The organism is Vibrio spartinae, from assembly GCF_024347135.1.
Classification (GTDB): domain Bacteria; phylum Pseudomonadota; class Gammaproteobacteria; order Enterobacterales; family Vibrionaceae; genus Vibrio; species Vibrio spartinae.
The window spans coordinates 458,691-472,980 of record NZ_AP024908.1; the positions used below are offsets into that span (position 1 = coordinate 458,691).

13 protein-coding genes are annotated in these 14,290 nt (G+C 46.7%); 12 read left to right on the forward strand and 1 reads right to left on the reverse strand.

Translation table 11 applies throughout. The features are described 5' to 3' along the window. Window positions 1–59: 59 nt before the first annotated feature. The 11 genes from OCU60_RS19825 to cas6f all read left to right on the forward strand — a co-directional run bounded on the left by OCU60_RS19825 (window position 60) and on the right by cas6f (window position 12,102). Window positions 60–287 (forward strand): hypothetical protein, encoded by a 228-nt coding sequence (locus OCU60_RS19825; RefSeq protein ID WP_074373073.1) that lies wholly within the window; start codon window positions 60–62, stop codon window positions 285–287. After that, a complete protein-coding gene (locus OCU60_RS19830; protein ID WP_074373074.1) occupies window positions 287–736 on the forward strand; it encodes a DUF1240 domain-containing protein in 450 nt (149 codons plus the stop codon). The genes OCU60_RS19825 and OCU60_RS19830 overlap by 1 nt, the downstream gene beginning before the upstream one ends. Window positions 737–1,064: 328 nt before the next feature. Continuing rightward, the gene (locus OCU60_RS19835) at window positions 1,065–1,445 is read left to right on the forward strand and encodes a hypothetical protein (RefSeq protein WP_074373075.1); all 381 of its coding nucleotides are present in this window, start codon (window positions 1,065–1,067) and stop codon (window positions 1,443–1,445) included. A gap of 84 nt (window positions 1,446–1,529) precedes the next feature. After that, complete coding sequence (locus OCU60_RS19840) at window positions 1,530–1,739, forward strand: hypothetical protein (protein ID WP_074373076.1); 210 nt, start codon at window positions 1,530–1,532, stop codon at window positions 1,737–1,739. A gap of 379 nt (window positions 1,740–2,118) precedes the next feature. Then, on the forward strand, window positions 2,119–2,433 hold the full coding sequence (locus OCU60_RS19845; protein WP_074373077.1) for a hypothetical protein: 315 nt from the start codon (window positions 2,119–2,121) through the stop codon (window positions 2,431–2,433). 1,301 nt (window positions 2,434–3,734) lie between these two features. Then, window positions 3,735–4,703, forward strand: coding sequence for a type I-F CRISPR-associated endonuclease Cas1f (gene cas1f / locus OCU60_RS19850; protein WP_074373078.1), 969 nt, complete (start codon window positions 3,735–3,737; stop codon window positions 4,701–4,703). Continuing rightward, complete coding sequence (gene cas3f / locus OCU60_RS19855) at window positions 4,703–8,098, forward strand: type I-F CRISPR-associated helicase Cas3f (RefSeq protein ID WP_074373079.1); 3,396 nt, start codon at window positions 4,703–4,705, stop codon at window positions 8,096–8,098. The genes cas1f and cas3f overlap by 1 nt, the downstream gene beginning before the upstream one ends. A gap of 9 nt (window positions 8,099–8,107) precedes the next feature. Then, on the forward strand, window positions 8,108–9,463 hold the full coding sequence (csy1, locus tag OCU60_RS19860) for a type I-F CRISPR-associated protein Csy1 (protein WP_074373080.1): 1,356 nt from the start codon (window positions 8,108–8,110) through the stop codon (window positions 9,461–9,463). Beyond that, a complete protein-coding gene (gene csy2 / locus OCU60_RS19865; protein ID WP_074373081.1) occupies window positions 9,460–10,449 on the forward strand; it encodes a type I-F CRISPR-associated protein Csy2 in 990 nt (329 codons plus the stop codon). Before csy1 ends, csy2 begins: the two co-directional genes overlap by 4 nt. A gap of 15 nt (window positions 10,450–10,464) precedes the next feature. Continuing rightward, window positions 10,465–11,448, forward strand: a complete 984-nt coding sequence (csy3, locus tag OCU60_RS19870) for a type I-F CRISPR-associated protein Csy3 (protein WP_074373082.1) — start codon at window positions 10,465–10,467, stop codon at window positions 11,446–11,448. A 9-nt stretch (window positions 11,449–11,457) separates the two neighbouring features. Continuing rightward, window positions 11,458–12,102, forward strand: coding sequence for a type I-F CRISPR-associated endoribonuclease Cas6/Csy4 (gene cas6f / locus OCU60_RS19875; protein ID WP_074373083.1), 645 nt, complete (start codon window positions 11,458–11,460; stop codon window positions 12,100–12,102). A gap of 146 nt (window positions 12,103–12,248) precedes the next feature. Here cas6f and OCU60_RS19880 read toward each other — a convergent pair whose 3' ends face one another. Next, the gene (locus OCU60_RS19880; protein ID WP_139302112.1) at window positions 12,249–12,503 is read right to left on the reverse strand and encodes a hypothetical protein; all 255 of its coding nucleotides are present in this window, start codon (window positions 12,501–12,503) and stop codon (window positions 12,249–12,251) included. Between the two features lie 25 nt (window positions 12,504–12,528). Between OCU60_RS19880 and OCU60_RS19885 the strand changes: the two genes are divergently transcribed. Then, entirely contained in the window at window positions 12,529–13,416 is an 888-nt protein-coding gene (locus OCU60_RS19885) for a HEPN domain-containing protein (protein WP_074373092.1), read from the forward strand. The last annotated feature ends 874 nt before the right edge of the window (window positions 13,417–14,290 follow it).

The following is a 14,290-nucleotide window of genomic DNA, read 5'->3' on the forward strand; positions in this document are numbered from 1 at the left end:
AGCAACTTTATGGTACCGACAATAAAGCGGTAGATATATTTGTTCATGATGAGAAAACCATGGCAGATTTAGTGGGTCGATCCGGTGTGGATATTGCCAAAGGGATGATCGCGACGGGGGTTGGGACTCTTGTTGCTGTTGGAGTTAGTGCAATGGGATTTCCGTTAATTGCAGTAGGAGGCGCTTTTGCTGTGGTAGGGTTCTTAGCTAGTCTCGGGTTAGACTGGATAGATAATGAGTGGGGAATATCTGATTTATTGGTAGAGAAATTGAAGGAAATTGACTAATGATTTTGAGAATTTCATTTGTTTTATTCATGGTACTGTTCTTAGGTGGAATCGCTGCATTAGGAATATTTTCATCTTTACTTTTACCTTTTCAACCACTAGATGATCGTGTTCGATTGATATCATACATAAATTATATAGCTGTTGCTGCCGCGATCCCACTCTTAGGAGGATTAACATTAGTGGTCATACATCAACTATTTCACCCTAAAAAAGATATTAGTGAATATGCAGAAGCTTATCACAGCGTTGGGATGAAGATTATGTGGGTCACGTTAGCAGTTGTTATCGTTGCTATTCCTGCCCGTTTCTACCTCGGCTACAAAGTCGATCAGGCCGGATATGTAAAGTGTGTAAAAGAATCTCGCACTTCTGCCAAGAGTAGTTGGCGAGTCTATGCCAAATCAGAAAGTTTATGTAAAGACTCTTCTGGGATTTATGGGGGATAGACAAAGGCAACGGTGTTGAAAGGTTATCGGGCCCCATAAATGTTACCTTCCCAGCCTCCGGCCCCAAATTTTGACGCACAATTACGTTCTGCGATTTCAGAGGCATTGGCGTCCTGTGCGCCAGTTCATCTTTCAGAGATGAAAGACGAACCAGAAAATCTTTTTTGTTTGGCTGAGGCGAGCGTTGTCCAGAACCTGCTTTTACGGGCGTCCTGCCCGGAAAAGCCTAACCATTCTTCCATGAATGGTTTTCTTGGTTGAGAGGCTCATTTGAGTTGAGTGAAACATTCTAAAAGCCAATTTGAACGATGATCTCAGGGTAAAATTCATGGATGAATTTTTAGCTTTTCGTGAGCAGGAGCGAATAAAAGCGCCCCGGTCAGCGTCCACGAACAAACCGTTCTTTTGGGTACTTTTGGAACGCCAAAAGTATCTGGGGCGCGTGCATCAGATGCCGCAGAAATTAATAAACTCATTGCGCACCAAATCACTACACCTCAATTTTCAACATTCCCAGCCTCCGGCCCCAAATTTTGACGCACAATTACGTTCTGCGGTTTCAGAAGCATTGGCGTTCTGTGCGCCAGTTACTCTTGCCAAGATGCAAGAGTCACCAGAAAATCTTTTCTGTTTTGGCTTGGTTACGTGTTGTCCAGAACCGCCTTTTAAGTGCATCCATGCCCTGAAAAGCCTAACCATTCTTCCATGAATGGTTTTCTTGGTTGAGGGGCTCATTTGAGTTGAGTGAAACATTCTAAAAGCCAATTTGAACGATGATCTCAGGGTAAAATTCATGGATGAATTTTTAGCTTTTCGTGAGCAGGAGCGAATAAAAGCGCCCCGGTCAGCGTCCACGAACAAACCGTTCTTTTGGGTACTTTTGGAACGCCAAAAGTATCTGGGGCGCGTGCATCAGATGCCGCAGAAATTAATAAACTCATTGCGCACCAAACCGCTGCACCTCAATTTTCAACCTTCCCAGCCTCCGGCTCTCCAGATTTGACGCACAATTGAGTTTTTCGGTTTCAGGGATATTGGTGTTCTGTGCGCCAGTTCATCTTTCAGAGATGAAAGACGAACCAGAAAATCTTTTTTTGTTTGACTGAGTCGAACGTTGTCCAGAACCTGCTTTTACGGGCGTCCTGCCCGGAAAAGCCTAACCATTCTCCCGGAATGGTTTTCTTGTTTCAGCGACTGATTTGAGTTGAGTGAAACATAGCAAAAAGCCAATTTGGTCACAGGACTCAGGGTGAAAAACCAGGACGATTTTTCAGGATTGCTTGAGCAGGAGCGAATCAATCCGACCCGGCCAGCGTCCACGAACTAAACCGTTCTTTTGGGTACTTTTGGAACGCCAAAAGTATCTGGGGCGCGTGCATCAGATGCCGCAGAAATTAATAAACTCATTGCGCACCAAACCGCTGCACCTCAATTTTCAACCTTCCCAGCCTCCGGCCCCAAATTTTGACGCACAATTACGTTCTGCGATTTCAGAGGCATTGGCGTCCTGTGCGCCAGTTCATCTTTCAGAGATGAAAGACGAACCAGAAAATCTTTTTTGTTTGGCTGAGGCGAGCGTTGTCCAGAACCTGCTTTTACGGGCGTCCTGCCCGGAAAAGCCTAACCATTCTTCCATGAATGGTTTTCTTTGTTCAGAATTTTATTTGAATTCAGAGAAACATATACAAAGCCAATAGGAGCGATGTACTCAGGGTAAAAATTCATGGATGAATTTTAAGCTATCCCTTAACAAAAAGGCTGAGCAGGAGCGAATAAAAGCGACCCTGATCATGTGCGCTGAAGTCAAACTCAAGGCACTTTTGGGGACTTTTGCTGCTGGGCAAAAGTCTCTGGGGCGCTTTCGGAGATGCTATTGATATCGGCAAAAGTAATCGCGCACCAAACTGCTGCACCTCAATTTTCAACCTTCCCAGCCTCCGGCCCCAAATTTTGACGCACAATTACGTTTTCCGATTTCAGAGGCATTGGCGTCCTGTGCGCCAGTTACTCTTGCCAAGATGCAAGAGTAACCAGAAAATCTTTTCTGTTTTGGCTTGGTTACGGGTTGCCCAGAACTAGCTTTTACAGGCGTCCTGCCCGAAAAAGCCTAACCATTCTTCCATGAATGGTTTTCTTGGTTGAGGGGCTCATTTGAGTTGAGTGAAACATTCTAAAAGCCAATTTGAACGATGATCTCAGGGTAAAATTCATGGATGAATTTTTAGCTTTTCGTGAGCAGGAGCGAATAAAAGCGCCCCGGCCAGCGTCCACGAACTAAACCGTTCTTTTGGGTACTTTTGGAACGCCAAAAGTATCTGGGGCGCGTGCATCAGATGCCGCAGAAATTAATAAACTCATTGCGCACCAAACTGCTGCACCTCAATTTTCAACCTTCCCAGCCTCCGGCCGCAAATTTTGACGCACAATTACGTTCTGCGATTTCAGAGGCATTGGTGTTCTGTGCGCCAGTAACTCTTGCCAAGATGCAAGAGTAACCAGAAAATCTTTTTTGTTTGGCTAAGGCGCGCGTTGTCCAGAACCTGCTTTTACGGGCGTCCTGCCCGGAAAAGCCTAACCATTCATCCGTGAATGGTTTTCTTATTTCAGTGGCTGATTTGAATTGAGTGAAACATTCTAAAAGCCAGTTTGATTGATGCACTCAGGATGAAATTTAAACCATTTAGACCTTCTTTTTTTGCCCTTAAAAAATAACCAATAAAAACAGTAAGATACAGGAGGGCGATTTTAACAAGGTAAAAAAGGGTTTTTGCCGCTAACCTCTTGCCAGTGCTTATTTTTTCGTGATATGTTCATTGTTCACTGCCGCATAGGCAGCTTAGAAAGCAATGTGGGAGAGCATATAAACATTTTTTTTGTTCACTGCCGCATAGGCAGCTTAAAAAGAATTATGAACCGCTTATCAGAAATGCAATCTCATGCATTTCACCAACAATCACCTCTGGTATGATGAGTTGAGATGATTGCTTGAGGCAAACCTATGGATGACCTTTCTCCCTCAGACTTAAAAACCATCCTGCATTCTAAACGTGCCAATATGTATTACTTGGAATATTGCCGGGTGATGCAAAAAGACGGACGCGTGCTGTATCTCACCGAATCGAAAAAAGAAAACCTCTATTACAACATCCCCATTGCCAATACCACGGTATTACTGCTTGGTAATGGCACATCCATTACGCAGGCAGCCATGCGCATGTTATCTCAGGCTGGCGTGTTAGTTGGGTTTTGTGGCGGTGGCGGGACGCCACTGCATATGGCGACAGAAGTTGAATGGTTTACCCCGCAAAGTGAATATCGCCCGACCGAATATCTGCAAGGCTGGCTCGCTTTTTGGTTTGATGATGCAAAACGCCTTGATGTTGCCAAACAATTTCAAAATGCCCGTATTGACTACTTACAGTCGGTATGGTCGAAAGATCGTGAATTAAAAAGCCATGGCTTTGTCTTTCAGGATGAGGCCATCCAAACCGCTTTAGCCACTTTTCATCAGCGGACCGATAAAGCGACCCAAACCGCAGAATTACTGCTGACCGAAGCTCAACTGACCAAGGTACTATACAAATACGCTGCCAATAATACCGGGCTGAAAAACTTTACCCGTCAACATGATTCCACCACGCTTGCCAATGATTTTCTTAATCATGGTAACTATTTAGCGTATGGCTTGGCGGCCAGTTGTTTATGGGTGTTGGGGATCCCACATGGGTTTGCGGTGATGCATGGTAAAACCCGACGTGGGGCGCTGGTGTTTGATGTGGCTGATTTGATTAAAGATGCGGTGGTGCTGCCATGGGCATTTGTCTGTGCCAAAGAAAATGCAACTGAGCAAGAGTTTCGTCAGCAAGTGCTGCAAGCTTTTATCGATCATCAATCGATGGCCTTGATGTTTAATACCATCAAAGCCATTGCTTTGGGGGAATCTGTTCAGTCAGGAGACCCCGCATAATGATGGTGACCTTTGTCTCTGAGTGCGAAAAGAATGCCCTCAAGAAAACCCGCCGTGTTTTAGATGCATTTGCTGATCGAATCGGTAACAACACTTGGCAAACTTTGATCACCGAAGATGGCTTACAAACCGTAAGAAAAATGCTCAAACAGACCGCCAGTCGCAGTACCGCGGTGAGTTGTCATTGGATTCGCAGCCGCTCTCGGAGTCAACTGCTATGGGTGGTGGGTAATCGGGCTCAGTTTAATTTAGACGGTCTGGTCGCGGTGAACCGCACCTCACTCAACCTTGAACACCGCGAATGGGAATCCGGCTGGTATTTGCATGAAATAGTGGCCTTAGCCAGCGCAGTCGCGGGGCTGTTTCATGATTTTGGTAAAGCGAATGCATTGTTCCAACACAAGCTACAAGGGACAACGCAGCACAAAGGAGAGCCGTATCGCCATGAATGGATCTCACTGCGCCTGTTTGAAGCGTTCACCAAAGGAAAAACCGACTCGGAATGGATCCAACAACTGGCGCAATTCACCGATCCCACAGTCGCAAAACAGTGGGATACCCAACTGACCCAAGCGATGTTTATCGATGCGCCGGATGCCCTGCAAAATCCGTTTGCTCAATTCGCACCTTTTGCCAAACTCATCGCATGGTTGGTGGTGTCACATCACCGGTTACCGAAAAATAATGACCGCGCTAAGCCCGTGAATATTGAGGAAATGGCGGGCTGGTTAGACAAAGATTTTGATTGTCATTGGAATTCTCCCAACGCGCTGGACCTGTCTCAATATAGTCCACAAGCCTTGCAAGAGAATTGGACATTCCCCCATGGTACACCGATGCTCAGCCGGACTTGGCAAAGAAAAGCCGCCAAGCTGGCGCTGCGTTTGCAAAAGACCCCATTACTCGTAAGCAGTCCGATCCCTTGGTTCGAACAGCGTTTTGTCAGTCACATGGCGCGCTTATCACTGATGTTGGCCGATCATTACTATTCCTCTCTCAGTTTGGCCGAGGGCAAAACCGCGTGGCAAGATCCGGCTTATCAAGCCGTTGCCAATACCGACCGACCATCTGCGCATGACTCAAGCACCGTGCCGAAGCAGCAATTAGATGAACACAATATTGGTGTCTGTGTGAATGCGCAGCGATTTGCCCGCAATTTACCCGCACTGAAATACACCTTACCGGCCATTACCCAACATCGGATCTTCTCTAAAAGTGCCGGTATTGAAAAATACCGCTGGCAAGATAAAGCTTATGCCAAGGCTAAAATCATTGCGAAAGCCACGGAGCGGCAAGGTTTTTTTGGTGTGAATATGGCCTCCACCGGCTGTGGTAAAACCATTGCTAATGCCCGTTTTATGTATGGGCTGGCGGATGAGCGGGAAGGGTGCCGGTTCTCGGTGGCGTTAGGGTTAAGGACTTTAACACTGCAAACCGGTGATGCTTACCGTGATTTATTAAAACTGGGTGATGACGATCTGGCGGTTCTGATTGGCTCGCAAGCCGTACAGGCACTGCATCAACTGAATCATAGCGCGACCAATCATGGCAGTGAATCGGCAGAAGATTGGTTTGAACAGTTGTTCATTCACTATGAAGGGCAAATTTACGATGGCCGACTGAAGCACTGGCTCAGCGCCAGCCCAAAATTAGAACAACTGGTCAGTGCGCCGATTCTGGTTAGCACGATTGATCACCTTATGCCCGCAACCGAAAGCCAACGTGGTGGCAAACAGATCGCACCGATGCTGCGATTACTCACCGCCGATTTAGTGCTGGATGAGCCGGATGATTTCGGTTTAGAAGATCTGCCCGCTTTGTGCCGTTTGGTGAACTGGGCCGGAATGCTTGGTTCACGGGTTTTGTTGTCCTCCGCCACTTTGCCGCCTTCGTTAATCAAAACCTTATTTGATGCCTACCAAGCAGGCCGTAAGCAATACAATCAGGCGCAATTTGCCGACCAAAAACAGCCCCCGATTTGGTGCGGCTGGATTGATGAATTCACCACGCACACCCAAGAAATCACGCAACTCAGTGATTTTACTGCCATGCATCGCCAATTTGTGGATAAACGTGTCACCAAGCTGAGCAACAACGATCTGCCACTCCGCCAAGGGAAGATTGTCACGGTTGAGCCGCTTACTCTCACCGATTCTATGCAGCGCTCAGAACGTCATCACGCGATTTACGATCATGTGGCTCACACATTATATGAGCAGATTCATCAGTTACATCAGGCGCACACTGTCGAAGCGCCAAACGGTAAACGAGTTTCACTGGGGGTGATTCGGATGGCGAATATCAACCCGATGGTGGCTACCGCACAGGCGCTCACGCAGTTACAACCCCTGCCGAATTTTAGAATCTGCTACTGTGTGTATCACGCACAGTTTCCACTGGCACTCCGTTCCGACAAAGAGCACAAACTAGACCGGATTCTTGATCGTCACGATCCCGAAGCATTATGGCAATATCCCGAAGTCAAACACGTTTTAGAGACCGCCAGCGAAGAGAACATCGTTTTTGTGGTGCTCGGCACGTCAGTGGTCGAAGTCGGGCGCGATCATGACTACGACTGGGCGATTGCAGAACCCAGCTCGATGCGGGCGCTGATTCAGTTGGCCGGGCGGATTCAACGTCATCGCCGGCAAATCCCGACACAACCGAATCTCATGGTACTCAATCAAAATATCAAAGCGCTGAAAGGTGAGTCGGTGGCGTATTGTCATCCGGGCTTTGAAAGCAAAGCGCTGCCTTTGGCCTGTCATGATATCTCTGAATTGCTGCAAGGTGAGTTGGCCCATATCTCAGCGATAACACGCGTGAAAGAACCTGATTTTGGATTTGTTGACCTACAAATTGATCAAAGCAAAGGGGAAAGGTTCGCCACACCCGTTCAGCGATTGACCGTGCAAGAACACCGCGCGCTGCGCTTTGCATTAACCCGTTTAGACCGAGAGAAAATCCCGCTCGCGTATCAGTCAAACAAAGAAGCCTGTTTGTGGTGGGCTCAACCCCATGCGATGTGGAACGCCGAGTTTATACGACAAACCGAGTTTCGCAAATCCGCACCACAGGAGCCGTTTGTGTTGCGCTGTGATGAAGAAGAACAGCTTGAGTGGTGCCAACTGGATACGTCATGTCAACCGTATCGGTATGTCTCTCAATCTACGCGCTTTCACACCGTTGAGTTGCAAATGGCACCGGGCTGTCAGTGGTGGTTCACACCCTCTCCGCTTGATATTTATACGCAGTTCGCGGAACAGTTTGGCCAGCCATTGACCCGAATTAGCAGCCGGTTGGGAGAAATACAACTGCGTACCGGCAAACAAGATCAAACCATTGAGTGGGCTTGGCATGAGCAACTCGGTGTGTTTCAACCAGAAAATCAATAAGGAAGGCGAATGGACGAAACATTAAGTGCCGCAATCGCGGCATATATCGAACAGCGCAAACAGACCAAGCTTGAGCCGTTGCAAAAAGCGCTCAATAAAGCGCTGGCGCAAAGCGATGACCCGGTCGCCATTGCACAGGCGCAAGCTGAATATCATGAAAAGGCGGAGCCCATTGAAACGGCTTATGATCCGGTGACTTGGTTAACCGATGCGGCATCCAAGGCTAATAAAATATCAGTAGCAACACATGTTCCTAAATTTACTCACAGTAGCGCCAAAGCAAGTAGTGTTATTGTTGTTCCTGAAAATAATGGTACAAGTAAATATCTGACTACATCTTCTTTAAAAGAGGTTTTGTTAGATTTCAGTGTTTCTGACGCTAAACTATTACCAATTGCTGGGCTATTACAACTTGAAGTCAATGGAGAATCACTACTAACTCAAGTTCGAGAAAATACCATTGACGCACTAGCAGAATTTACTCAGGATGCCGCTTTATTAAAATCATGGCTACTTGGTTTTAGTCAAGCTCTTAGTGACGATGTAATTACATCTCACACATTAATGAAACAAGTTTATTTCCCGATCAATTCAAGTTTGACTCAGGAATATCACTTACTCTGTCCAATTTATTCATCAACATTGGCTGATAACTTGTTTAATAAAATTCGTCGATCTCGTTTTGGTGACTCTATAGACATTCGTGATGCTCGCAAAAAGGGACTTTACGATAGCCGTATAGATATAAGTTTTCCCGCTACTGCTGTACAAAAATTCGGAGGAGATAATGCTCAAAACGTATCTCAACTGAATAGTAAACGCTACGGCCAAGGCTTTTTACTCAATTGCGCACCGCCGACTTACCAAACGCAAACCAAACCACCGCTTCATCATCTCTCAATGTTTAATCGTCAATTTGGGTACCGGACCGCGACGTTAGTGCGTGAATTCAAAGCCTTTCTGGCCGGTTTGACCGAGCGTGATTGCAACTTTAAAACCCGCTATCAACGTGACTACCATTATGTCAAACCGATGATTGATAGCTTGTTGAATTACATCGCTGATATCCAAGCGATTCCCGATAGCGCCGGTTGGACTCACTCACCGGAGTGCAACATGAAACGCGCTCATCAACTGTGTTTAGATATTCATAACCCAGACAGCGCTTTTCAGCGTGAACGGGAGCAAGGCGATTGGTTAGCCGTAGTGGCGAATGATTTTGCGCATTGGCTGTTACGCCAGTCAGACAACAAACAGGCATACCTGCTCGGGGATGTCGAACAGCGCTATTTTAAAAAACTGTGCTTCAATGAATTACGGGCTTTTGAACGGATGAACATCGTACCAGAGGAGCATCACGCATGAAGCATTATCTCTTATTGAAAAAAATAGCGGTGCAAAATGCCAACGCGATTGCCGGGCTGACGTATGGCTTTCCGGCGATCACCAATTTTTTAGGCTTTGCCCATGCTTTATCACGCCAATTATCGCAACAGCTCGCGGTGAATTTAGGCGGTGTAGCGGTGATCAGCCATAAAAATACGGTTCATGCCCGTCAGCCTTCAGGGTGGGGGGATTACGTCTTTGCTTTAACGCGTAATCCGCTTACTCAGCAAGGTAACACGGCGCCAATCAACGAAGAAGGGCGAATGTCGATGCAAATTTCCCTGTTGATTGAAATCGAGGGGATCAGCGGTGGTGACAGACAAACGGAACAGACGCTGATTGATGCATTGAAAACACGGGTCCCGTCGATGCGTTTAGCCGGCGGGCAGATCACCCATATAGAAGACTATCAGTTATTAACCAGTGCGCACCAACAGCAGCACGCATTACGTCGGTTGATGCCGGGGTTTGTACTGATCGACCGCCACGATTATTTAGCCCGGCATTTTGCCCGGTTACAGCAGCAAGACCCGACTCTCACTTTAATGGATGCCTGGTGTGATTTTGCGACGCTGAAATACCGGGCAATCCCGCGGGAAGATGAGGCGCATTCAGCAAGCAGCGAGACGCAACAAAAGGCGGTCTGGCAATATCAACCCAAACCGGAACCCGGTTATTTAGTCCCGATTGCAACAGGATATTGCGCAATTTCTGAATGCTATGCGCCGGGCAAAGTCGCTCATGTGCGTGATAGCTCTGTCCCGGTCGCATTCGCTGAAACGGCTTATTCCGTCGGCGAGTGGCTCAGTGTGCACCGTTTACAAGAGATACAGCAAGGGATCTGGCGTTACCACCATGATGACTCTTGGTATTTAGCGAGAGGCGGTCTGGTCGCGCAGATGGTTATCCCTCAACCAGATGAATATGACAATCAAGCAATTGTTCCACAAAATTTACTGGATTAACAAGGACATAAAATTATGGCTGATCAAAAATTAAAAACTCCCTCCGTACTGGCATTTGAAGCGAAACTGATTCCGTCTGATGCCTTAATGTTTGCCGGCAACTGGGCGCAAAATGAATGGTCACCAATTATGGTGGGCGAAAAATCTGTGCGCGGCACGATTTCCAACCGTTTAAAAAATGCGCTGGCGAATGACCCTGCCAAGTTGGATGCTGAGGTAGCAAAAGCAAACTTACAAACCGTCGATACAGCGGCATTACCTCATCATGCCGACACCTTGAAACTGGTTTTTTCACTGCGTGTGCTGGGTGGGCTAGATGTGCCTTCAACCTGTAACGATCCTGACTACCAACGCGCGCTGGCGGATAAAGTTCATCATTACCAGACAGAGACTGCATTCAAAGAATTAGCACAACGCTATGCGCTCAATATTGCCAATGGCCGTTTTCTCTGGCGCAACCGGGTCGGTGCTGAGAATGTCCGTGTGGTCGTTGACGTTGCCGGAGAAAGCTTCACCTTTAACAGTGATGAATATGATTTGCGCGTTTTTGAAACCAGCGAGCAAGTCGATCAATTAGCTGCGCTGATTCAGCAAGGTTTACAGGGTGATACTGTCTTTTTGAAAATTGCAGCTTATACCAAACTGGGGGAAGGTCAGGCGGTTTTCCCGTCTCAGGAGCTGGTCATGGGCGGTGGCAAAGGGGATAAAAGCAAGTTCCTTTATCAGTTAGACGGTCAGGCCGCGATGCACTCGCAAAAAATCGGCAATGCCTTGCGCACCATCGATACATGGCATTCAGCCGTCGATGAAGTGGGCCCGATAGCGGTAGAACCATATGGTTCGGTCACGAACCGCGGCGCAGCTTACCGCCAGCCGAAAGAAAAAATGGATTTCTACAAACTGCTTGATAGTTGGATGTTAAAAGATCAGACACCGGCAATCGAACAACAACATTACATTATGGCGATGCTGATTCGTGGCGGGGTCTTTGGCGAATAAGGGCAGGGTATGAAATATTATCAAGACATTACCTTACTGCCGGATGCTGAGATCTCTCTCGGCTTTATCTGGGAGAAAGTTTATCAACAAATACACTTGATGCTGGTGGCGCATAAAAACGGCGCTGATGTCTCTGATATCGGGGTCAGCTTTCCGGCTTATGGCGATCAAGCGTTTCCGTTAGGCAATCGGTTAAGGCTGTTTGCTGAAAATGAATCGCAGCTGAGCCGTGCCAGTGTGGCGCAATGGCTACAGCGTTTGCGTGACTATGTCCACATTAAATCGATCAAACCGGTGCCAAATGATGTGACGGAATACGCGTGTTTTTCTCGCTGTAATCCTAAATCGCAACAGCAGCGTTTAAAACAGCTCGACCGCAGAGTCGCCTGTTTATCACAAAAACACAGGGTTGATGAAACCGTGATGCGGGCAGAATTACTCAAATCAGTGCAGCAACAGACGGGGAAAAGTAAATTACCCTATATTCACGTGCAAAGCTTATCGACGCCCGCTGAAGGTCAGTCGTACCATAAATTTATGCTGTTTATTCAATGTGATAAATCAGAGATCGCGCCAAATCATCGTAATGGTTTTACGTGTTATGGCTTGAGTTCGAAAGCAAAGGAGCAATCAACGTTTGTGCCGTGGTTTTGACCTTTATTTTCAGAGGTTAGACCCTTTATTTTTTGCTCTTTAAAAATATCAATGAAAACAATAAGCTACAGAGCGGTGTTTTGAACAAGGTTAAACAGGGTTTTTCTGGCTAACACCTTGCTGTGGCTTATTTTTTCGTGATATGTTCATTGTTCACTGCCGCATAGGCAGCTTAGAAATACCGCTTCACTCAACTTTTCTTTCGTATCACGTTCACTGCCGCATAGGCAGCTTAGAAATTCACGCTTAGTGGCACCGTACTGATGGAAACGTTCACTGCCGTATAGTGGGTAAGCAGAACTATTGCTTTGAATTGAATCGCATTTTTCCCAGTAATATGCGTAAAGTGAGGGTTGATGGTGTTCTTTGTCAGCCCCTTCTTTTATGCTAACCTCATTCATCCACAACCAGCCCCATGCCACGACTATGAAAACAACCCTCGATCATCTTCCCGAATATAAACAGCGTGAGCTGGCGACAATCTCAACGATTCTGCGTGACACGTTAGATGATTATCTGCAAGGCAAAACGGGCAGTAAAAGTGAGTTTCGTATACTGAAAATCATCCTGTTTGGCAGCCATGCCAAGGGGAATTGGGTCAGTGATCCGGTCAATGGCTATATCAGTGATTACGATATTCTGGTGATCGTCAATAAAGCAGCGTTGGTTGAAGATTATGTGGTCTGGCAGTGTGCCGAAGAGCAAATTGATCGAAAAGTGAAATCGGCCCCATTGGGTTTGATTGTGCATGATTTGAACGAAGTGAATAATCGACTGCAACAGGGTCATTATTTCTTTAAAGATATTCGCGAAGAAGGGATAGAGCTATTTGCCGCGACGCCGAAACCACTGGCGGAGCCGGGTGATCTGACTGAGGACGAAAAACGGGAAATCGCCCGTAAGCATTATGAGCAGTGGATAAAAAGTGCTACCGAAAGCATTAGAATGTTTCACCATGCTTTTAATGACTTGATGCTTAATGAAGCAGCCTTCAACCTGCATCAGGCAACGGAGCGTCTTTTTGCCTGTACATTGCTGACTTGTACCAACTACCTGCCGAAGTCCCACAATATTGAAAAATTGGGGAAATTGTGTGCACAAATTGATCCGGTCTTTGCTGAGATTTTCCCGATGGACAATAAATTTCACCGTCGTAGCTTCCGTCGTTTGCAACGGGCGTATATTGATGCGCGTTATTCAGCCCACTACGAAATCACCGAAGAAGAGTTGAATTATTTGGTGGCAGAGGTGCAGCGGTTACTGGGGTTGGTAGAGCGGGTTTGTCGGGAGAGGATTGGGGCTGAGCGCCCCTGATGAGGGCTGTATCTTTACTTTGATTTTTCCAGCCTCCGGCTCCGAAATTTGACGCACAATCTTGTTTTTCGATTTCAGAGGCATCGGTGCTCTGTGCGCCAGTTCATCTTTCAGAGATGAAAGACGAACCAGAAAATCTTTTTTGTTTGGCTGAGTCGAACGTTGTCCAGAACCCGCTTTTACGGGCGTCCTGCCCGGAAAAGCCTAACCATTCTTCCTTGAATGGTTTTCTTGGTTGGGTGGCTTATTTGAATTGAGAGAAACATTTTAAGAGCCGACTTGAACGATGCACTCAGGGTAAAAATTCAAGGATGAATTTTTAGCTTTTCGTGAGCAGGAGCGAATAAAAGCGACCCTGATTACGCGCACTGAAGTCAAACTCAAGGCACTTTTGGGGACTTTTGCTGCTGGGCAAAAGTCTCTGGGGCGCTTTCGGAGATGCCATTGAAATCGGCAAAAGTAATCGCGCACCAAATCACAGCACCTCAATTTTTATATCCAGCCTCCGGCTCTCCAGATTTGACGCACAATTACGTTCTGCGATTTCAGAGGCATGGGTACTCTGTGCGCCAGTAACTCTTGCCAAGATGCAAGAGTAACCAGAAAATCTTTTTTGTTTGGCTGAGTCGAACGTTGTCCAGAACCCGCTTTTACGGGCGTCCTGCCCGGAAAAGCCTAACCATTCTTCCTTGAATGGTTTTCTTGTTTCAGCGACTGATTTGAGTTGAGTGAAACATGACAGAAGCGAAAGCCAACTTTATCGATGCACTCAGGATGAAATTTAAACCGTTTAGACCTTCTTTTTTTGCCCTTAAAAAAGAACCAATAAAAACAGTAAGATACAGGAGGGCAATTTTAACAAGGTAAAAAAGGG